Source organism: Syntrophomonas sp. DTU019, assembly GCA_913757435.1.
Taxonomy (GTDB): domain Bacteria; phylum Bacillota; class Syntrophomonadia; order Syntrophomonadales; family Syntrophomonadaceae; genus DTU019.
The window spans coordinates 103156-123429 of the sequence record CAJYDM010000004.1 but is presented as its reverse complement, the minus strand read 5'-3'; the positions used below and the strand labels follow the sequence as shown (position 1 = coordinate 123429).

The 20274-nt window shown below is 44.6% G+C and carries 17 protein-coding genes; 8 read left to right on the top strand and 9 right to left on the bottom strand.

The features are described from left to right. Window positions 1–186: 186 nt before the first annotated feature. Window positions 187–1407, bottom strand: coding sequence for a transposase (locus AC15IQ_RS11185; RefSeq protein WP_483179025.1), 1221 nt, complete (start codon window positions 1405–1407; stop codon window positions 187–189). Between the two features lie 611 nt (window positions 1408–2018). On the opposite strand from AC15IQ_RS11185, the gene AC15IQ_RS11180 reads away from it, so the two are divergent. Further along, window positions 2019–4178: a copper amine oxidase N-terminal domain-containing protein gene (locus AC15IQ_RS11180; protein WP_483179209.1), complete on the top strand. Its 2160-nt coding sequence runs from the start codon at window positions 2019–2021 to the stop codon at window positions 4176–4178. Between the two features lie 134 nt (window positions 4179–4312). Here the strand turns inward: AC15IQ_RS11180 and AC15IQ_RS11175 are convergent, their stop codons facing one another. The 5 genes from AC15IQ_RS11175 to AC15IQ_RS11155 form a co-directional block, all read right to left on the bottom strand. Further along, on the bottom strand, window positions 4313–5170 hold the full coding sequence (locus AC15IQ_RS11175) for an IS3 family transposase (RefSeq protein ID WP_483179208.1): 858 nt from the start codon (window positions 5168–5170) through the stop codon (window positions 4313–4315). Window positions 5171–5190: 20 nt separating this feature from the next. Then, a complete protein-coding gene (locus AC15IQ_RS11170) occupies window positions 5191–5493 on the bottom strand; it encodes a transposase (RefSeq protein WP_483179206.1) in 303 nt (100 codons plus the stop codon). A 57-nt stretch (window positions 5494–5550) separates the two neighbouring features. Further along, window positions 5551–6693 (bottom strand): hypothetical protein, encoded by a 1143-nt coding sequence (locus AC15IQ_RS11165; protein WP_483179204.1) that lies wholly within the window; start codon window positions 6691–6693, stop codon window positions 5551–5553. A 205-nt stretch (window positions 6694–6898) separates the two neighbouring features. Continuing rightward, window positions 6899–8119, bottom strand: a complete 1221-nt coding sequence (locus tag AC15IQ_RS11160) for a transposase (protein ID WP_483179202.1) — start codon at window positions 8117–8119, stop codon at window positions 6899–6901. Window positions 8120–8506: 387 nt separating this feature from the next. After that, window positions 8507–9889 carry a hypothetical protein gene (locus tag AC15IQ_RS11155; RefSeq protein ID WP_483179201.1) on the bottom strand — a complete coding sequence of 461 codons (1383 nt, stop codon included), beginning with the start codon at window positions 9887–9889 and terminating at the stop codon, window positions 8507–8509. Between the two features lie 313 nt (window positions 9890–10202). Between AC15IQ_RS11155 and AC15IQ_RS11150 the strand changes: the two genes are divergently transcribed. From AC15IQ_RS11150 to AC15IQ_RS11140, 3 genes are read left to right on the top strand one after another with little or no spacing between them, the layout of a single operon-like run. Then, window positions 10203–10592: a GntR family transcriptional regulator gene (locus AC15IQ_RS11150; protein ID WP_483179199.1), complete on the top strand. Its 390-nt coding sequence runs from the start codon at window positions 10203–10205 to the stop codon at window positions 10590–10592. After that, window positions 10585–11484, top strand: coding sequence for an ABC transporter ATP-binding protein (locus AC15IQ_RS11145; RefSeq protein ID WP_483179197.1), 900 nt, complete (start codon window positions 10585–10587; stop codon window positions 11482–11484). The genes AC15IQ_RS11150 and AC15IQ_RS11145 overlap by 8 nt, the downstream gene beginning before the upstream one ends. Then, the gene (locus AC15IQ_RS11140; protein WP_483179196.1) at window positions 11459–13543 is read left to right on the top strand and encodes a DUF6449 domain-containing protein; all 2085 of its coding nucleotides are present in this window, start codon (window positions 11459–11461) and stop codon (window positions 13541–13543) included. Before AC15IQ_RS11145 ends, AC15IQ_RS11140 begins: the two co-directional genes overlap by 26 nt. Window positions 13544–13776: 233 nt before the next feature. On the opposite strand, the gene AC15IQ_RS11135 is transcribed toward AC15IQ_RS11140, so the two are convergent. From AC15IQ_RS11135 to AC15IQ_RS11125, 3 genes are read right to left on the bottom strand one after another with little or no spacing between them, the layout of a single operon-like run. Continuing rightward, a complete protein-coding gene (locus AC15IQ_RS11135; protein WP_483179194.1) occupies window positions 13777–14037 on the bottom strand; it encodes a putative Se/S carrier protein in 261 nt (86 codons plus the stop codon). Window positions 14038–14046: 9 nt separating this feature from the next. Then, window positions 14047–15321 carry a double-cubane-cluster-containing anaerobic reductase gene (locus AC15IQ_RS11130; RefSeq protein ID WP_483179193.1) on the bottom strand — a complete coding sequence of 425 codons (1275 nt, stop codon included), beginning with the start codon at window positions 15319–15321 and terminating at the stop codon, window positions 14047–14049. Between the two features lie 49 nt (window positions 15322–15370). After that, window positions 15371–16135, bottom strand: a complete 765-nt coding sequence (locus AC15IQ_RS11125) for an acyl-CoA dehydratase activase (protein ID WP_483179191.1) — start codon at window positions 16133–16135, stop codon at window positions 15371–15373. A gap of 542 nt (window positions 16136–16677) precedes the next feature. Between AC15IQ_RS11125 and AC15IQ_RS11120 the strand changes: the two genes are divergently transcribed. The 4 genes from AC15IQ_RS11120 to AC15IQ_RS11105 all read left to right on the top strand — a co-directional run bounded on the left by AC15IQ_RS11120 (window position 16678) and on the right by AC15IQ_RS11105 (window position 20253). Beyond that, the gene (locus tag AC15IQ_RS11120; protein ID WP_483179189.1) at window positions 16678–17067 is read left to right on the top strand and encodes a GntR family transcriptional regulator; all 390 of its coding nucleotides are present in this window, start codon (window positions 16678–16680) and stop codon (window positions 17065–17067) included. A 2-nt stretch (window positions 17068–17069) separates the two neighbouring features. Continuing rightward, complete coding sequence (locus AC15IQ_RS11115) at window positions 17070–17975, top strand: ABC transporter ATP-binding protein (RefSeq protein ID WP_483179188.1); 906 nt, start codon at window positions 17070–17072, stop codon at window positions 17973–17975. A 112-nt stretch (window positions 17976–18087) separates the two neighbouring features. Then, the gene (locus AC15IQ_RS11110) at window positions 18088–19134 is read left to right on the top strand and encodes an ABC transporter permease subunit (protein ID WP_483179186.1); all 1047 of its coding nucleotides are present in this window, start codon (window positions 18088–18090) and stop codon (window positions 19132–19134) included. Window positions 19135–19146: 12 nt separating this feature from the next. Then, window positions 19147–20253 (top strand): ABC-2 transporter permease, encoded by a 1107-nt coding sequence (locus tag AC15IQ_RS11105; RefSeq protein WP_483179184.1) that lies wholly within the window; start codon window positions 19147–19149, stop codon window positions 20251–20253. Window positions 20254–20274: the final 21 nt, after the last annotated feature.

Sequence of the window (20274 nt, the reverse complement as noted above, 5' to 3'; positions counted from 1 at the left end):
GTCTTTTACTTGAGACTTTTGCATAATAGCAAAAATCACGTTCTTTGAAACTACAATATGGTATTAGAGCATAAAAACCAGTTGAATTTTGGTTAATTATGCCTTTAGTATCAACAAGGTTACTGGATTTATCTTAAAATGAACAGATTGACCCCTTTCCTTTAAAAACCTTAATATCTGCTTACTTTATGCAGCTATATCTTCAGATGATTTGGCTTTGTTTACCGCAACAACCGAAGCAATCATGGTAATAACACTCAGGTATGCATGGGTTTTAACCTTTTTAATACCTCGTACATTAAGTCCGGTTTCAAGTCCCAGATGCTCCTTTAAGCGCCCAAAACATCGCTCTACACTGGTTCTTTTGTTGTATAGCAGCTTCCAGTTTGAAGTTCCTCGATGGGGCACTGTGAATAACCTGGAATCTTGTCTGGCTCTGGTTTTAACAACCATCCCATAGTTGCTGTCTGAGCACCAGGAGGAACCAAAAGGACAATCACATTTGCCCATAACATGAGGGCAGCGGAATTTGTTAACCCCGTTGCTGCCACCCCAATAAATCATGCGATAGCCCGCTGAACATATAGGGGTCGCATCCCAATCCAGACCTTCCGGGGGTTCTTTGGCTCCGCGATGGTTTAACGGTATGATTGCCTGTGCCATGTAATCCTTACGGATTAGTTCGTATATTGACTTTTGATCATAACCGGCATCCATGAGATAATACTGGGGTTTACTGTTCAAGTTATTACTGCATTCTTCAAGGATATTTTCGGCCATTATACCATCGTTGGTACTGGCTGGGGTTATGCTCAATGCTACTGGCAATTCGGATTTAACGTCAGTAGCGATATGCAGTTTGTAGCCAAACCAGGTTATCTGGTTACCATTAGTATCCAGCTTGCTGCCCCAGTTAGCTGACTGTCCATCGTCTTTAATATTTTTACGTGGAACTGACTTCTCATTGGCATCTACTTTAGAAGCATCTATGGCAATAGAACTGGTATCAAGAAGCCCCATTGATTCTGCTGTTTTTACCTGTTTCCTAAACAGTTCACGAAGTACTTCTGACTGAGTCAATCGCTCATAGAAACGGCTAAAGGTAGCAATGCTGGGCACTTTACCAAAAACATCAAAGCCACAGTTATATCTGAGCACCGGATCATGGGTAAGACGTTCCACTAATTCAGTAAAAGTGGCAATATTATAAACTCTCATGGCAATTAATGCGTTAAGTTTGTATTCAATCCGGTAGCCATTTGGCCCCCTGTGTTGTTTTTCATTTTTACAAAGAGCTTTTATCACGTTATCAAAATCGAGGGTGGCTAAAATTATCTCTAAACGTGACCGGGGCTGCAAATTTATTGCATCCTCAAAGGAAAATACGTATCCTTGCCGAATATTCATAGGTGACTTCCCCTTTCGTGTTTGTTTGGGTTTTGGTTTTGTCACCTTATAAATTCGGCAAATACGGGGGTGAAGTCCTTTTATTGTCCTCAAAAAATCCCAATATATCTGGGCTAATTAATATGCAAAATCCTCATATATCAAATTAATTAAAATACTAGGATTTAAAATAAGCAATGATAGGAAAGAGTAGGCTAAAGAGGGCTTGCAGAGAGAGGTTGTCGTAGCGCTGTAAACAACCTTAAGCAGTATTTAGCTGAAGTGCGTCCTGGAGCTGCGAGCCGAAATTATTTAAAGTAGGTCTCGCCGGGTGTACCCGTTACAGTGCTAGGGTATATACTGACCCCCATTTTGTCAAACACAGTTAGGCGGCATTTTGTAGAATACTTTGCAGGTTATATTCAGCCGGAGTTACATATCCCAGATATAGAAATCCATGTAAGCCTCTATAGACGCAATCGCTTCACCATAAGTTTCGTACAGGTCAACCGTGAGCCTGGCACTCCTAGTATTTCGGCAGCATCTATAGGAGGAGAACGAAATAATATGTTGAAATTGGGAATAGGGATCTTTTAATTGCATTATTTACCTGAAGAGGGAGGTTGGAACAAGTGAAAAAGTTTTGGGGGAAAAGGCATCAAAAGATATCAGCACGAGTAACAGCACTGATTTGGGCATTAGCATTGCTAGTGATATTTCTTCCTTTGGCCCCAGCTGCTGCTGCCGAAACATCGCAAAAACAAACAACAATGGTTTTTGTCATTGACAACAGCTCATACACAGTAAATGGAGAGCTCATTGTAATGGATGTAAGCCCTGTAGTTGTAGAGGGCCGTACCATGCTGCCTATTAGATATGCTGCTACTCCTCTGGGAGCAGATGTCGGCTGGAATGATGCTGATAGGAAGGTAACGGTCTCCCTGGAGAATACTAAACTGGAATTATGGATTGGGCAAAGCAAGGCCTTGATAAATGGAAATACTATTTCGATCGACCCAGAGAATCCTAATGTGATGCCGCTGATTATCAACGGCAGGACTATGCTGCCTATTAGATTTGTGACTGAGAATTTAGGTTGTGATGTTCAGTGGGATCCGGTAACCAAAAAAGTAACCATAACTAAAACAGGTACGTCAACACCATCGGGTACATCAACACCATCGATATCTATAAAACCGGGACTTCAAATAATAAAGCCATCGGTGGAAATAAAACAACCTGGAATTATAATTTCAGGAACAGCTCAGTCTGAAGAACAAGCAGACTTTCAGTTTAATGACTCATTAACCGCAAATGACTTACAAGCCTTATTTGCACCACCGCCGGATTTTCAAAAAATAGCCCCAAGTATGGTGCCCGGTGAGGAGTGGGGATCACAACCAAAGGGGAAGCCTTTCAAAATAGATTCGACTGAAAAGGACATTCCCATAGTGATGCGCGTAGGCAGGGGATATAATGTCTTTGGCAAATATGCAGATGTGAATTCATTGAAGCAATCAGTTTTAGATGTTGAAAAGCTGATTCAAGATGGAAAAATGGAAGGCATACGTATTGATAAAGCTGATGAAGAGCATATCGTTGCCGAATCCATAAGGGAATACAGCAGTCAAATGTCCTCTGCATTAGGAGGTTCGGGAAGATTCCTTTGTTTTGGCGGATCAGTCCAGGCGAATTTCGATTCAAGCCGGACCGAGAAATTGGAAAACTATTTTTCAACCTATTACTGGATAGTTAAGAAGTATGGTGTATATATTGATGGAACTACCAATTTAAAGAATTATCTTTTGCCGAATGCCAAGCAGATGATAAATGACAAGAATGTCCCTGCCCAAACCGTCTTTGCTACCTTCGGGCATTATGTACTGGTAGATGCAATTACGGGCGGAAGAATTGATTACAGCATTACTGCCAGTTCAAAATCATCCACCTGTTTTGAAAACTTTAAGGTGGCAACCAAAGCTGATTTTAACGCTTTAATAGTAAAAGCATCCGCAAGCGGGTCATATCAAAATGTCCAGAATAGATCTGAGTATGAAGGCAGCAGGCTCGATCATTTTTCCAGCTCTGGCGGAGCGTTCATGCTAGAAAAAGGTTTATTAGAAAATGACCCCAGTCTATTAAGTAAATGGGAAGCTACCCTGAATGATGATGGAAATCTGGTCGAATTCGGCACCACCACCACCCGGCCTCTGGTACCCATCTGGGAGCTTTGCAGCGATCCATCCAGAGCTGCTTACCTTAAAGCAGAGTTTGAAAAAATGAATGAGGCCATGGCTGAACAGAATAAGTGGCCGGCTGAGAAATATGTAGTAGATGTGGGTTTTGTTTATGGCCCTGATGAGTGGTCGACCAGGGCTGCATGCCCTCCAGGATATCAACTTTATAATGCTGACTTAAATGCCGGTGCTGGCGGATCTTACATCTATTTGTGCTACAAGCTGGGTGAAAACGCCGATGATGCTATAACTGATCTGTTTATGGAACGTACTGGTGGCAGCGTTCCAGCTACTACAGCAACTGTTAACCACAATGCTAATAATGTTCCTTATACCAGACTTGGAGTAGATTTAAATATAAATGCTGGAGGAGACTTTATATACATGTGGTACACAAAGGCCAAGACCAGGCCGCCTGTAAAAGATATGGGTGTAGCTTTCGGTAATGTAGGCTGGCCTGACTACGACACGGTCTGCTGGCAAAACACTCAAGAACCAGCGGATGTCAACAGGGGTGCCGGCGGAGAATATATTTACATTAAATTTAAAAGGTAAAACTAGATCTCCCCTAGGGTAATTACCTTAGGGGAGATTTGTTGCCTTTAGTTTTTTCTTTGCCAGCCAATAAACAGAAGTTATCTGCGTTGATAATTACGTCTATTGTACTGCCCCCCATTTTGTCAACACGGTTAGGCAACATTTTGTAGAATACTCTGCTGGTAATATTCAGCCGGGGCTAAATATCCTAGAGCTGAATGAATACGGTGGTTGTTATAGAAATCTATGTAAGCCTCTATTGAGGTAATCGCTTCACTGTACGTCTCGTACAGGTTATAGTAGAGTTCTTCTTCCTTGAGAGTACGGAAAAACCGTTCAATATGAGCATTATGTTCTGGTGTGGCATAGGCCGAATACAAAAGAGTTACGTCACAGGTGGATAATTCCTTAACAAATTTACGGCTGGTTGGCTGGCAGCCATTATCTACTTGCAGTATTAGTCCTTGATCCCTGGTTCCTTCAGGAAAACGATTTTTGACCGCTTTGTCAAAGGCAGCTAACCACTCATCGGTTCGGGATCGGGTGCTGATTTCATAGCCAACGATAGAACGATCATACCGGTCAATTATGGCCATAATATAGAGCCAGCCGTAACCAGTAAGATAGGTCTTGGTCATGTCCATTTCCCAAATTTGATTGGGTTTAGTGGGCTGACCAGGTCGCTCTTTCATCTGAACTATACGCCGGTTTTTTAACCGCTGCTGGCTCAGACCTAATTTATTCATAACCCGGTTAACCCGCTTCTGACTGACATTTATGTTAAATTCGCGTCTGAGTATTACGCGAATACGGCGATAGCCATAAAGAGGATAGCGATTACAGGCCATTTTAATTGTTGCGGACAGTTCTTTATCAGATACATAGCTCTGCTTAGGTTTAGGGGTTTGATTACTCTTACGATGACGAGGATAAAACCGTGAGCGAGGTACTCCCAGTATTGCAGCAGCATCTTTGATACTGATTCCGTCTTTTCTTAGTTGAGTGGCCAATACAGCATAGTGATCCGGATTTACTTGCGTAACTTGCGGCTGAAGAAATCTTCCGTTTTTTTTAGTACTTCTACCTCCAGGGTTTTACGACCCAGGGCTTGTTCGAGTTCCTTTATTCTTAGTTCCAAAGCTTTAACTTGATCGGTTTTGCCGTTGTTTTGGAGTCCCTGAACTCCACCGGCAATGAACTGGTCTCTCAGTTTGTAGTAAGTAGCGGTGGATACACCATATTTGCGGCATAGGTCTGAAATAGGTATTTCACCTTTTAGACCACTTAAAACCAGGGCTAGGGCATCATCATCGCTAAGCTTTTTCTTCGGCATGGTAGTTCTCCTCCCTTATTTGGATTCTACCATAACCGTGTTGTCACTCTGTGGGTATCAGTATACAGGCGCTTTATCTTCTATTGATATTATTTTATAGTCAATTAACTTTTTTCCTCGAAAAATACTTCTTATTTCTCCGGCAAGTTTTTTTATTGAATCATTTGAGGAAAAAAGTTTTGTAGTTAATAGCGCCATTTTACCATAATTGCCTTTAAGAAGATATTCAATGTACTCTACTAATGCTCTCTCCGGACTTCCTTCTTGGTAATCAGAGATATGTCCTTTTGGCTTGAAATCAATATTAGCATTAAGTATTCGTGGTTTCCATTGCTCGATTAGTTTTTTCTCGTTTTGTATTAGCTCATACTGTTCTAGTGAATCTTTGATTGATTTAATTGATTCTTTAATAGTAGGGGTTTTGAATTCTTTTGTTTCTTCTTTTTTGCCAGCTTTAACAGCTCTTGCCCAATCACCAAGTGCAAATAAAGTAGCCCAAGTTTTAATAGCAGTTATTTTGTTATCATAACCTAAATCACGTCCGTGCAAAATGCCATGTCTGTACGGGAGAGATATTTCATCAGTTCTTGTCTTTTTTCTTGATTCTCCCAAAACTTTTGCTAATACATTTAAACCACTATCATGAGCTGCTATAGAATCCCAAACACTTAAATCAGTCTCAGTTGCAAAAAATCCTTTTTGCTCAATGTCATTGACAAAGCCATCAATCATCATTAAGACAACCGGTATACACGCATGATATCTACCCTGAATATAATCATCTAATGCTTTATGAATAAGTTTTATTCTCGGTCGAAATTCTTCTATACCTTTTAGTCTAGAAATCATAAACAGAAGATTATCTTTATTATCGTAATAGTTAATTAAGACTTCTTCTGCTTCTTCCATTTTACCTTCTTCAGCTAATCTCACTGCTTCAACCATTTTATCGAAATTCATAGATTCATATGCAATCCATCCGAGTTTAGAAAAATACTGGTTGAACTTGTCTGGTGTTTCTTGAAGATATTTGAATTTTTCGTCAATATCTTGTAATCCTTCAAAACTTTTCTGGATACTTTCGTTCTTTATTCCAAATAGAGATAGAAATTCGTATGCTTTTTTAAAGCTTTTAAATCCTTGTAAATTATACTCCATTTCTTTAAAAGAATAATTATCCTTAATTTTTTTGTCTGGCATAAATATCACCAACTCTTTTAATTTACAAATTGAGACTTTTGCATAATAGCAAAAATCAAGTTCTTTGAAACTACAATATGGTATTAGAGCATAGTAACCGGTTAAATTTTGGTTAATATTGCCTTTATCATCAACAAGGTTAATGGATTTGTCTAAAAATGAGCAGATTAACCCCTTTCCTTTAAAACCTTGATTTCTACTTGCTTTATGCAGCTATATCTGTAGACGATTTGTCTTTGTTTATGGCAATAACCGAAGCAATCATGGTAATAACACTCAGGTAAGCATGGGTTTTGACCTTTTTAATGCCTCGTACATTAAGTCCGGTTTCAAGTCCCAGATGCTCCTTTAAACGCCCAAAACATCGCTCTACGCTGGTTCTCTTGTTGTATAGCAGCTTCCAGTTTGAAGTGCCTCGATGAGGCACTATGAATAACCTGGAATCTTGTCTAGCTCTGGTTTTAACAACCATCCCATAATTGCTATCTGAGCACCAGGAGGAACCAAAAGGACAGTCACATTTGCCCATAACATGAGGGCATCGGAATTTGTTAACCCCATTGCTGCCGCCCCAATAAGCCATGCGGTATCCCGCTGAACATATGGGGGTTGCATCCCAATCCAGACCTTCTGGGGGCTCCTTTGCTCCTCGGTGATTTAGTGGTATTATTGCCTGTGCCTTGTAATCCTTGCGGATTAGTTCGTATATTGACTTTTGATCATAACCGGCATCCATGAGATAATACTGGGGTTTACTGTTCAAGTTATTACTGCATTCTTCAAGGATATTTTCGGCCATTATACCATCGTTGGTACTGGCTGGGGTTATGCTCAATGCTACTGGCAATTCGGATTTAACGTCAGTAGCGATATGCAGTTTGTAGCCAAACCAGGTTATCTGGTTACCATTAGTATCCAGCTTGCTGCCCCAGTTAGCTGACTGTCCATCGTCTTTAATATTTTTACGTGGAACTGACTTCTCATTGGCATCTACTTTAGAAGCATCTATGGCAATAGAACTGGTATCAAGAAGCCCCATTGATTCTGCTGTTTTTACCTGTTTCCTAAACAGTTCACGAAGTACTTCTGACTGAGTCAATCGCTCATAGAAACGGCTAAAGGTAGCAATGCTGGGCACTTTACCAAAAACATCAAAGCCACAGTTATATCTGAGCACCGGATCATGGGTAAGACGTTCCACTAATTCAGTAAAAGTGGCAATATTATAAACTCTCATGGCAATTAATGCGTTAAGTTTGTATTCAATCCGGTAGCCATTTGGCCCCCTGTGTTGTTTTTCATTTTTACAAAGAGCTTTTATCACGTTATCAAAATCGAGGGTGGCTAAAATTATCTCTAAACGTGACCGGGGCTGCAAATTTATTGCATCCTCAAAGGAAAATACGTATCCTTGCCGAATATTCATAGGTGACTTCCCCTTTCGTGTTTGTTTGGGTTTTGGTTTTGTCACCTTATAAATTCGGCAAATACGGGGGTGAAGTCCTTTTATTGTCCTCAAAAAATCCCAATATATCTGGGCTAATTAATATGCAAAATCCTCAATTATTCGACATTTGTATGACAAAATCCTTCCATAATATAGAAAAGGCATAAGTATTAAAAATAGTATATGCTAAAGTTATGTATTACTCAACGAAGTTCGATAACTATAATGAACGGTAGCGAATCTAAATTTAAGCGATTCCTAAATACTGAACATTATTTAGAATATTATTTTCACTGAAAAATAAGAAGCCAGATTATCGAGGAGATAATCTGGCTTCAAAGGTTCCGCATATTACGGATCATACGTCTATACCAAACGCCCGAATACTACCTTGTCAATGATAACCGCACTGTTCTGACTGGCTGGTTTGGTGAACAGCAGCCGGGCTGCTGCGGTGCCGAAAGGTGCAGGCTCAGTGATACCAGTATAAACGAACCAATTCGGTCTGCCGCCAGTAACAAGGCAGGTTAGGCTCAACCCTAAACCAATTTGCACTCCGTTCTTATCCAACCATAAAACCTGGATTAGCATCTGAGGAACTTCGGAAGCTGGCCCGGTATCTTCGAATCCCAGCCCGCAATTAAACAAAAAACACCTGCCAACGGCATTGACCAGGGGTATATCCTGAAACAGTGAACTCCCGGCATCAACCGCCACAGCGGCCGTATTGCCTTCGTAGGTGATGTTTCCGGCAAGTAAGCCTAAATTGTCATGGATCCAGTTATTCAGACCTAAGAAGCTGGGATTTTCCACTAAATTATTTGTAGCTGCCCTGGCAAAAATAACCTGGTCAATTGTCAAAGTAGTATCAGTGGTGACATCCGCGGCGAAAACAATTCTGGCTTTGAAGGTCCCCAATGGGGCAGGGTCGGTGATATCCAGATAAGACAAATAGTTTTCTTGAGTTCTTAGAGTCTGATCAGGTATGACGATGGTAAGACCAACACCGATCTCATTGTCTAATGCATCAAGCCAACGTACCTCAACAGACAAAGAGGCTTCCCCGTTGGCAGAAGCGGCAAAACTCAGCAAAAATGTGGAGTTTTTGGGGAAGTGGTTGATTAGAACGTCTTGGTACATAGTATCGCTCTGAGTGGCCTGTGCCTTGCCACCGCCTGCAAAGGGCAGCTCATAACTGGAAACAAATGAGGCTGTTGTCCACTGGTTCAAGCCGGCTTCAAATCCTGGATTTTGGAGCAGATTGATGCTGCTTACGGGAGTGAGAATCACCTGATCTATCAAGATCATATCAGAGGTACTTCCCTTTGCTTTGCTAAATTGCAGTCTAGCCCAGGCGGCATTGGCAGGGGGGCGATCGGTGATATCGAAATAGGTCAGGTCAATGCCCGTAATCCTGCCGTTTTTGATAAAAAGGCTTAAACCAGTGCCGATAATGTTGCGGCTGGCGTCCAGCCATAACACCTCCACCAATAAATCGCCGTTGAACTGGTTGCTGGTAGGCGATACCGCATTAAAGCTCAGCAACAAAGGCATGCAATTCACTTTGGCCAGAGATATATCCTGGTACATGCTGGCTTCACCCGGTCCCAATCTGGCTGCCTGAGTTCCTTCAAAGGGTGTGCTTTCAGTAGTCGTGACATTATCAGTTGCCCATTGGCTTAAGTCAGTTTCAAAGCTGGGGTTCTGAACCAGATTATTGCACCTGCCACATGCCTTGGGCGAGGTCAATCCGCACCATTGGCAGCAGGGGTAAGCCTTGCAATACCTGCAGAAATAAGTATGGCAATATTGCCTCATAATCGCTATTCACCCTCTCAATGTATATATTTCCACAATATTCCCATGAAAAGGGTTTGGTTACGCAGGTTCTTGCCAGAACGCCTCTCAAAGCCAGTAGAACATCCACATGCGGGCAGACAGGGCTATGTGGTGGGCAGACTAGGTCGTCTGCCCCTAACACCCAATTGCGGGAATTTCTTGACTTTAACCTGTGTCAACTGTACTATGTATACTAGTACGGTTAACAGAGAGGAGGGAATTCATGTTTGAATTGGACCTTCGCAGTCGCAAGCCGGTTTATGAGCAATTGGCGGAGAAAATAATCGAGCTGATTGTCTGCAATGTCTTGAAGCCTGATCAGCAATTGCCCTCGGTGCGAGTCTTATCGGGTGAACTTACCATTAATCCCAACACCATTCAAAAGGCCTATCGGGAATTGGAACACCGTGGCTATATATATTCTCTGCCCGGCAAAGGCAGCTTTGTCCGGCCGAGGGAGGCTGGAGACAATTCAGCCCGAATCAACAATTTGAAAGCACAGCTTTCCAAAGTTCTATCAGAAATGGTTTATCTGGGAGTTCCCCGGGATGAATTGATCTCCACCATAGAAAATTTGTTATCTAGAGCCGAGGGAGGGAACATAGATGATTGAAGTCGAAAGGGTCAACAAGCAGTTTGGCCGCCTTAAAGCTTTGCATGATGTCAGCCTGGCGGTACATAAAGGATCGATTTACGGCCTGGTGGGCTGCAACGGGGCAGGTAAAACCACCCTCCTAAAACTGCTGGCGGGTATTTATAAACCTGATAGAGGGCTTGTGATGATAGATGCTCAACCGGTGTTTGAAAATGAAGCTATCAAAGAGCAGACTGTCTTTATTCCCGATAGCTTATACTTTTTCCACAATTATTCCATTCAGGACATGGCCAACTTTTATGCCAGTATATATGCCAAGTGGAGCCAGGAGCGCTTTCAGCAACTTTCCCAGGTTTTCAATATTGAGTTAAACCGGCGCGTCAAAACCCTGTCCCGGGGTATGCAGCGGCAGGTTGCATTCTGGCTGGGGCTAAGTCTGATGCCTGAAGTGATGATATTGGATGAGCCCCTGGATGGACTTGATCCGGTGATGAGGCAAAATGTAAAACGTCTCATCATACAAGATGTGGCTGAACGCGAAATGACAGTAATCATATCTTCACATAACCTGCGCGAGTTGGAGGACATCTGCGATCATATCGGTATATTGCACCAGGGACAAATGGTGACACAGAAGGATCTGGATGATTTGAAGGCTGATATTCATAAGATTCAAATAGCCTTCAGCGGCGAAATACCTCGGGCTCTGCTGGAGGAGAGCGGGGCCCTTCATCATGAGCAAAGGGGCAGTGTTGCGATTCTGATCGTCCGCGGCGTATATGATCAGATCATAAACCGGATGCAGGCTTATCAGCCCGCCATACTGGATGTCCTGCCCTTAACCCTGGAAGAAATATTCATTTATGAAATGGGGGATAACGGTTATGAGATCAGCAACATCCTTTATTAACAAAGGCATTTTACATAATGATTTTAAACGCTATGGCTGGATGGGAATGGTATACCTTCTAGCCTGGCTGTCAGCAGTGCCACTGCAGCTGGTGATGATTTACAGCCGGCCTGAAATAATCAAGGTGCATTATACTGCTTCCACTTATTTGAGGGTTTTTGAATTTAATTACTCGCCGGTTTCATTGTTTCTGCTGTTGATGGCTCCTGTTCTCGCCGGACTCTTGGTATTCCGCTATCTGCAGACCGGCAAAGCGGCCGACATGGAGCATTCCCTTCCCATCAGGCGGGAGACCTTGTATAATACTAACCTCTTGTCAGGATTGGTACTGCTGTTGTTTCCGGTAGTTATTACTGCCCTGCTCACATGGGCTGTGGTTACCTGGTTTAAGATCGATTTCGTGCAAGGCCAGGATATACTCAATTGGCTGAAAGTTGCATTAACAGCCAATCTGCTCCTTTTTAGCAGTACAGTGGCAGTAGGCATGATCACCGGCATGTCTGCCCTGCAGGGTCTGTTAACTTACATCTTGCTCCTGGTCCCCAGTGGATTAACCCTACTGGTATTGCACAACTTGAAAATGTACCTGTATGGGTTCGCTTATGATTACTTCAGCGTTGATTTGGAACGCTTGTCACCCCTGCTGAATCTAACCTATGTAAATTTAAACTTAACAAACAGTGATATCATAATATACCTCCTCGCCAGCATAAGCCTTTATTTTATAGGACGATACCTTTACCGGGTCCGCCCTATTGAAGCTGCTGGTGATGCGGTAACCCTAGGGCCATTGCGCCCGCTGTTACAGTATTCTGTAACCTTTTGTACCATGCTGCTGGTGGGCAGCTATTTTTATAGTACACAGCAGAGCATGGCCTGGACCTATGCGGGCTATTTCCTGGGTGCCCTTTTAGGCTATATCCTGATAGAGATACTGTTTCACAAGTCAGTACATATATTTACCTGGCAGCGCTTTAAAGGTCTGGGGGTTTACGCGGTTATAGCGCTGGCCTTGCTCGGGCTGATTCGTTCTAATTTTATCGGATTCGAGACCAGGCTGCCGCAAATCGATGAAGTAAAGTACGTGTATATGGATTATTCTTTTTACCCTCTGCTCCAGGCTAAAGATGAGAGTCGTACGGCAAACCAAGCACCGCAAGCTATATATGTTGACCGTGATAACATAGCCCATATATTGGCCCTGCACCGGGAAATCATCGCTAAGCGGGAAGAGGCCAAATCAAACCCCACAATAGACCAGAACATCAGGCAGGAAAGGATTTGTTTAGCCTATCAATTAAATGACGACAAAATGCTATTGCGTTATTATCTGGTTGATTCATCGAGGTTTACAGAGCAATTTAAACCTATTTATGAGTCATTGGAATATAAAACCCATAAATATGAGGTGCTCAGAATTAACCCCATGGACGCCAAACTGGTGGATATTAGGAGTCAAGTGGGAAACAAACGAGTCAGTATTACAGATCCCCAACTGATTCAGGAAGCTATTGCCGTTCTGCAAAATGACATTAAGATGCAGAGTTACGAGGAAATGACTGACACCAAACCCCCCTGGGGACATGTTGAAATCACCTTGCCTGGTGAGCAGACTGACACCGGAGCGGTGCGGGCCGAAACTGTGGAAAGCACCATGGAGACAACACCGAAAAAGGGGTACTACAACGTTACTGTGCAATGGCAAAAATCTTATTATGGATTGGAAAGCTGGCTGAAGGGTAAAGGTTTATACAATCAGGTCAGGCTGCTGCCTGGTCAAGATATTGTCCATGCCTTCATTGAATATTTTCCTCAAGGAATGGATGATGCTGAATTTCGCATAATGAAAGCTGACCAGGATTTCGGGGAAAGGCCCGGTCAGCTTAAGGTAACCGAAACGGATAAGCTTGAACTGTGCCTTCAAAGTTACCAGGAATACCACAAAACCAAAGGAGCCGTTTACATGGTCTATTTTCGGCTAAATAGTGGTTCTATCTTAACTGGCATATTAACACCATCGTCAGCTCCCGATTTTGTTAAACAGCATTTTGCCGGGTAATGCATTCAGTGACATGACTATATCAGGCTTGGCAGAGGGAAGATAAGAAAATCAACGAGCTAATCCGTGATATTGAAACCCCTCCGCAAGACGGGGATTCCAAAAGGCTTGGTTTTTTATCACTGTCGCAAAGCAATACCAGGAAATAAAATCCTGGTATTGTTAAATTTGTATTAAGTTTTCCGCCTACTCTGCTAGTTTTATTAAGCAGACCCGCTCCATTTTAATCGGTACTAAACCCCCCGGTACTTCCAGTCGGTCTTTACCGGCAGCTTGACCACTTTTTCTATTGATACACCGATTTCATCGATTATCTTATTGATCCGTTCCAGATCTGCCTCGTCCACAATTAGCGATATGCCGCAACTGACACTGGCTTCCCGCGGGGTGGGGGCAATCTGGTTTTTGATACCCTGCTGTTTCAATTCCCGGTTAAGCTTTAGGCCCTGATGGTGATTGGGAAAGAGTATATACCAGCGATAAGCCTGTTCCATGGTTTTAGCCTACTTTCGCAGCATCTCCAAAAACGCCTCTATTCTGGTTCTGAGCTGCTCATAATCCTGTTCGCTGTAATCAGTTTCAATATGCATGACAGGGAGGCCGCGTTCGGCCAGGGCTTGCTTAACCAGATAGCTCTCGGTGGAGTAGAGGTTGCAGAACTGCAAATTCACGTCAATAATCCCGTCCACCTGATACTCTCCTGCCAGGCGGATAATATCATCGATCCGTCCCGGGTTGGGGGTGAAACAGGCGCAATTGGTTTTCATGTAGCGTTCTGCTAAGGCTCTGACCTGTTCGTCGAGAGTCTGGCCGCTTTCATCAACCAGATTTTCAAAATAGCGGGTGCCGGTGCAGGATTCCTCCACGACCACGGCTGCCCCGGCGCTCTCCACGATATGATGCATTTTCCAGTTGGGAATAGCCATAGGGGTTCCGCTGATCATTATCCGCAGTGCATCCTGGGGGAATACGCCTTCACCCTTGCTTATGCGCTGTTCCAGTTCTTCAGCCAGTCGGTTGGCCATCTGGGCGCAGCGTCCCGGGTCATCATAGAAGGCGATTTGGGTTACTAATAGGGCATCTTTGCCGCTGATAGGCAGCGGTGATGCCTTGCGGGCATTGTACAAGCGCTGCAAAGCTTTGCGTTTATTGTTGATCAATTTGATGGCTTCAGCTAGTTTCTCGGCTGTTATCTTATTGCCGGTCACCTCTTCGACCACTTTAATAAAGTCAAATATCTCGCTTTCAAAGGCGGCGATGTCTTTAGCCCGCTTCATCTGGGGAACATCGATCACATGCAACGGCACCTCATGGGATAATATCTCCCAGGCTTTCTTTTTACCGTCGCAGGTGGTCTCCCCCACATACATGTCGGCGATTTGGAAAAATGGACAGGTTTTGTCCAGTCTGGCTCCCACCGAAGCCTTGATAAGCGGGCAGGTGTTGACCGGCAGCACTTTTTCGCCTCCGGAAACCCAAAACTGGGAACCACCGCACAAACCGGCGGCTATCCCTCCCGCGGCAAAAACCACTTCATCGGGTACATAGACACAGAAGGTGCCGAATACTTTCCCGCCCTGTTTCTGGTGTTCAATGAGTTCAGCCGGTCTTACCCCGTGAATTTCGGATACCACAAAATCATAGAAATCCATGCCTTCAGGGCGCTTCTGTTGCGAAAGAAACACTCCCCCGAAAGCGTCGGGCAGGACCTCACATAATAAATCATGTTTTTCCAGGTCCATACCCAGGTCACTCCACATTTGACGGTAATCAGCCATTGCCAACTCTCCTTTTCCCTTAAGATAGTCAATTAGCCCAACAGCCTTACTATTGCTCCAGGCGCGCCAAGAGAGCTGCGCCCAAAGCCCCGGTATATTGGCATAAATCAGCCACGATCAGCGGACAGCCTAGTTCCTTTTCCAAAGCCCGTCTTACTCCTGCGTTGATTGCCACCCCGCCGGTGAAGACCAAGTCAGCTTTTGTCCCTATTCGCCTCACCATGGGCGCAATGCGTTTACCGACCGAATTATGCAACCCGGCGATGATCCCGGCCTTAGCATTGCCCCGGGCCAGCAGGCCGATCACCTCGGATTCAGCGAACACTGTGCACATGCTGGTGATTTCCGAAGCATGTCGGGGGTCTTCAGCCACCCCCAATTCGCTGACATCGAGTCCCAGGGCTGTGGCCATCACCTGTAAAAACCGGCCTGTACCAGCGGCACATTTGTCATTCATGGCAAAATCCAGGACCCTTCCACCTTGGCCCACACTTATTACCTTGCTGTCCTGGCCACCGATGTCGATAATCGTACCCACCTCAGGATGAAGCTCAGCCACTCCACGGGCGTGGCATTTTATCTCGGTTATGGTTTTATCGGCTTCCTGGAAAGCCACCCTCCCATACCCGGTGGCAAAGATTCGTTCCACCTGGGGTCGTTTTACCCGGCTCAAATCCAACAGTTTATTAATGGTCAGCTGAGCGGCCTCACGCGGACTCCATCCAGTCGGCACCATGCTGTTCCAACTCTGCTCGCCGCAGATGATAACGCCCTTGGTTGCGGTCGAACCGATATCAATTCCAATGGTTATCATTTGTGCTGTTCCCAACCTCTTTTAATCCGTACGATGTCCCGTTTTTTGCGCCGAATTGCTTCTAAAGGCTATGATATCATACCTAAGGTTATAATAAAAATAACAATTTGTTATATATAGGCGAGTCCAAACAATAAAAGCGGTCAGTTTGCGACCGTACGCTTTTTCACTCGCTCCGATTCAATCTTAATTAAGGATCTTCGCTGAAAGCTCCTTGGACGGGTGCAGGATGACTTACATTATTTTCTTTGGGCAGGGGACAGTTCGAGACCAAAAGGCCATGTCATTCTGAAGCATAGTCGGAGAATCTTCTTGTTTTGGTAATTACAAGATCCTTCACTAACGTTCAGGATGACAAAATGGGACTTTTTCAGTGGTTTCGGACAGTTCTCTTAGCTCATGGTTTTTAAACTGAGAAAAACTAGAAACGAATGCAGCGAGGTGTTTCTCTCGAAAGAAAAATTTCGCTGCATTTTTATTGACTTTTTCTCTCAGTTAGGTATATTTGTATTATAACAAGTAGTACAAAAGAGGGTGGTCTTTTGTGGTTTGATATAGACCCGCGTTTGAGTACACCAGTATATCAACAACTGGTGGATGAAATAAAAGAAGCCGTAGCCTTGGGAATATTGGCTGCAGGAGAGCGTATGCCTACCGTGAGGGAAATGGCTACGGAGCTTTCTTTAAATCCCAATACTGTCGCCAAAGCTTACCAAAGGCTGGAACAGGAAGGGATAATCGTCACCATGCGCTCCCGGGGGACATTTGTCGCCGATCGTTCCCGTGCAGATTTGAACCTGGCCCGAAAAAAGCTGAACGTGCAGATAGAAAAGGTATTGGTTGAGGCTTATCATCTAGGTCTGAACCGAGCCGAAATAGAGCAATTATTTGCTGAAAGCCTGGATACATTCGGAAACAGGGGAGGGAAATAGTAATGGATTATGCCATAGACACCAGGGGCCTTTACAAGTGGTTTGAAGGCTTTAAAGCCATTGACGGGCTTGATATCGCGGTTCCGCCCGGTTCGATTTTCGGGCTGATTGGTCCCAACGGGGCAGGTAAAACCACCTTGATTCAGATGCTGATTGGCATAATACATCCCGACAGGGGTGACGCCTTTATTTTGGGACACAGCATACGCGAAAAGAACGGCAGCATCCGAAACCAGGTGGGTTATGTACCTGATGTCCCGGTCATGTATCCTAGCTTTACAGTTGCTGAAATGTACCGTCTGGGAAGTAAATTATACCCAGATTGGGATCAAGACCATTGCTTTGAATTACACCGGGCTTTCGGTTTGCCTGACAATCAGCGTATCCGCAGTCTGTCCCGAGGCCAAAAGGTGCAGGTTTCCCTGGTCATGGCTCTAGCCTTAAGACCGCGTTTATTGCTGCTAGATGAGCCCACCGCAGGACTTGACCCCGTAGTGCGTCGAGCTTTTCTCCGTACCGTTATTGATGAAGCCGCCAGTCGAGGGACTACCATTTTTTATTCCACCCATAACCTTAATGATCTGGAACAAAGCGCTGACCATATCGCTGCTATTTACCAGGGAAAGCTACTATTCACCCGTAACCTGGATGAGTTGAAGCAATCCATGCACCGATTGCAACTCGTTTTTGGAAGTCCACCTGGTGAGGGGACAATAGCTTCACTGCCTGGATTGCTCAACTGGCAGGGCAGCGGCAAGGTTATCACCATCACCATAAAGGGAGACCTGGACAGCATTTATCCCCGGCTAAACGCTTTGGGAGCGGAAATGGTCAAAATGATGGACTTCGATTTGGAAAGCATGTTTGTGGAACTGATGAAGGCCGAGGGATACGGGTTTGGCATGTGAGAGGTGTTTGGATGTGGGAAGGATAGTGCAAATCGGATGGGGGAGCGGGGGACTGAGTTCTCATGATCAAAGGGAAAGCTGTGCTGATTAGAAGTGCCGGGGTGGTGAAATTATGAAGATAAAAAGCTTGCTCTGGAAGGAGTGGCGGCAAAACCGCTGGTATTTCCTGATGGCCTTTTTGGTTATCGCTCTGCAGTCCAGTTGGGGGGCTTTGACCTATTATGGGGTTAATCAGCAGGCCGGTGTTGCCGCTGCCTGTGCTGTTGCTGTAGGGCAAATACTTGCGCCAGGCTCTTCGGCTATGGAGACTACGGCCATGGTAGCGGCAGTCTTCATGGCGGCGCTGTTGCTGGCCGGGGAGCGGGGCAGCAGCCTTAATTACCTGGTGACAACCCCGGTCAGCCGCAGGGAAATCGTTATATCCAAGTTTATCAGTGGCAACGTGGCCTTAATAACCATAATGTTTATAGTCAGCCTGTTCTTTATTTGGGCAATAAAGTGGTATCCTGCTGAGTACAGCGTCGTGGAGGTAATAAACTGGTCGATTGTTACTACCATGGCTTTGTCATGCCTATTCAGCCTGAGCCTTTGGGTAGCCTCCTTTACTCAAGGGGTAATGATTTCAACACTAATAACTGCGGTAATTATGGCATTGCCATGGTTACTTATTTCCATGGTTACTCAAGTGTATCGCCAGTATTATCAGCTTTCTGCCAGCCTCGAAATTAAGCTGCGCTATTTGCAGACATATCTCTTTATTCCGAGTTATATAAGCCGGGATGGCTATTTCATGGGTAACCGTAATGAGGAACTGGCGACTGCGGGAGCGAATGCTCCGTTTTATCCGCTGGAGATAATTGCCCTGGCACTTATTACAGGCTTATGTTTATGGGGGGCAATAAAAATGCTGGAGAGAAATCCCCTGGAATGCCGGGGCGAAATACTGCTTGGGGGCAGCTTCAGGCAAATCGGGATGATACTAATAGCCTTGCTGAATGCCATTTTGTGGGCGGCGGAACTTGCTCCAACCCCAGCCTGGTATGTGGTTTATTTTTTTGCTCTGTGGCTGGGAATATATCTTCTTTTATATGCTATAGCCTGGGGGGGAGGCTGGCTGATCGGGAAGGTTGGCCTTGATTTTCGTAATTATAGAGGCTAAGGGGGGAATTCAATGCATCTGTCAGCCGCGATGAAGGGGCTTTTGGATAAGGAATGGCGTCATAGCCGGGGATATATGCTGGTTACCTTGATATTGATGGTCTACGCACCGGTAATAATAAGCTTATTTAGCATACTGAAGGGCGATGCGGCCTTGTCTCAATGGGGGCAGGAATTGAACTATGCGCTGCATTTTGGCACCAACCTTATGGAAAGGTTTCCTGAGGGATACAGCGGACTCATGGAATGGCTGCCATTTACCGGTGCTGTTCTGCTAGGGATAATAATGCTGGGTACAGAACAGCAGAGCGGACTCAAATACCTGGTGAGTACGCCAGTCAGCCGCAGGCAAATCATTTTGTCCAAATTCATTCCCGGAGCAGCCACCATCCTTATTGCTATGCTTATTAATGCTTTATTTTTGATCGGTTTGGACTGGATATACCCTATGCCCTTCGAAAGCCGGGATGTGTTGAATTGGACCATGCTAGCCGGTGCGCTGAGTCTGGCCTTTTATACCCTGGGACTGATGGCGGCCACCTTCAGCGTTGGGGTGTTGGCAGCAGGCGTAGTTGTTTTCTTACTGAATATATTGCCAGGCATGCTGACCGGTATGATCGGGAATATTGCTGCCCGTTATTTTGCAGTCAGCCAGGCGGCTTCGGTTCGTATTTATACCATCGGATCATATTTTAATCTACATGATTATATTTCCAGGAACGGCCGGGATATTGATTACATACAGCATTATACAAACTTTATTACCATTACCGGCGTAAGCAGCAATAGTATTAAGAGCCCGGATTACCTCTTGGAAAGCGGTCTGCTGTTAATCGGGGTACTGTTGTTCCTATTGCTGGCGGTGATCATTTTTGAAAGGGTTTCCTTATCAGCAGGAGGCACTACGTTTTTGAGCAGCGGGGTGCGTAAGGCCGGATTAGTTATAGGAGCTACCTATATAGCATATATACTTGTGTTTTCCAGGGCGGAGAGCTTGTTAGCGTTTAGTATCTATATGGTCATAGTGACCGGATTGATTTGTATTGGGGTGGAGTTCCTGTATCGCTTGCAGCGGGGTGGCTGGCGCATTTTCCACAGAAAGCGGAGGTCGATCGGGTAGCTGGGCAGCATCAGACACCGT

What these genes read in the sequence shown, in the direction of transcription:
- AC15IQ_RS11185 (WP_483179025.1), bottom strand. Translation starts at nt 1,407, where the DNA reads ATGAATATTCGGCAAGGATACGTATTTTCCTTTGAGGATGCAATAAAT.
- AC15IQ_RS11165 (WP_483179204.1), bottom strand. Translation starts at nt 6,693, where the DNA reads ATGCCAGACAAAAAAATTAAGGATAATTATTCTTTTAAAGAAATGGAG.
- AC15IQ_RS11170 (WP_483179206.1), bottom strand. Translation starts at nt 5,493, where the DNA reads ATGCCGAAGAAAAAGCTTAGCGATGATGATGCCCTAGCCCTGGTTTTA.
- AC15IQ_RS11150 (WP_483179199.1), top strand. Translation starts at nt 10,203, where the DNA reads ATGTTTGAATTGGACCTTCGCAGTCGCAAGCCGGTTTATGAGCAATTG.
- AC15IQ_RS11135 (WP_483179194.1), bottom strand. Translation starts at nt 14,037, where the DNA reads ATGGAACAGGCTTATCGCTGGTATATACTCTTTCCCAATCACCATCAG.
- AC15IQ_RS11130 (WP_483179193.1), bottom strand. Translation starts at nt 15,321, where the DNA reads ATGGCTGATTACCGTCAAATGTGGAGTGACCTGGGTATGGACCTGGAA.
- AC15IQ_RS11110 (WP_483179186.1), top strand. Translation starts at nt 18,088, where the DNA reads ATGAAGATAAAAAGCTTGCTCTGGAAGGAGTGGCGGCAAAACCGCTGG.
- AC15IQ_RS11105 (WP_483179184.1), top strand. Translation starts at nt 19,147, where the DNA reads ATGCATCTGTCAGCCGCGATGAAGGGGCTTTTGGATAAGGAATGGCGT.
- AC15IQ_RS11160 (WP_483179202.1), bottom strand. Translation starts at nt 8,119, where the DNA reads ATGAATATTCGGCAAGGATACGTATTTTCCTTTGAGGATGCAATAAAT.
- AC15IQ_RS11115 (WP_483179188.1), top strand. Translation starts at nt 17,070, where the DNA reads ATGGATTATGCCATAGACACCAGGGGCCTTTACAAGTGGTTTGAAGGC.
- AC15IQ_RS11125 (WP_483179191.1), bottom strand. Translation starts at nt 16,135, where the DNA reads ATGATAACCATTGGAATTGATATCGGTTCGACCGCAACCAAGGGCGTT.
- AC15IQ_RS11145 (WP_483179197.1), top strand. Translation starts at nt 10,585, where the DNA reads ATGATTGAAGTCGAAAGGGTCAACAAGCAGTTTGGCCGCCTTAAAGCT.
- AC15IQ_RS11140 (WP_483179196.1), top strand. Translation starts at nt 11,459, where the DNA reads ATGAGATCAGCAACATCCTTTATTAACAAAGGCATTTTACATAATGAT.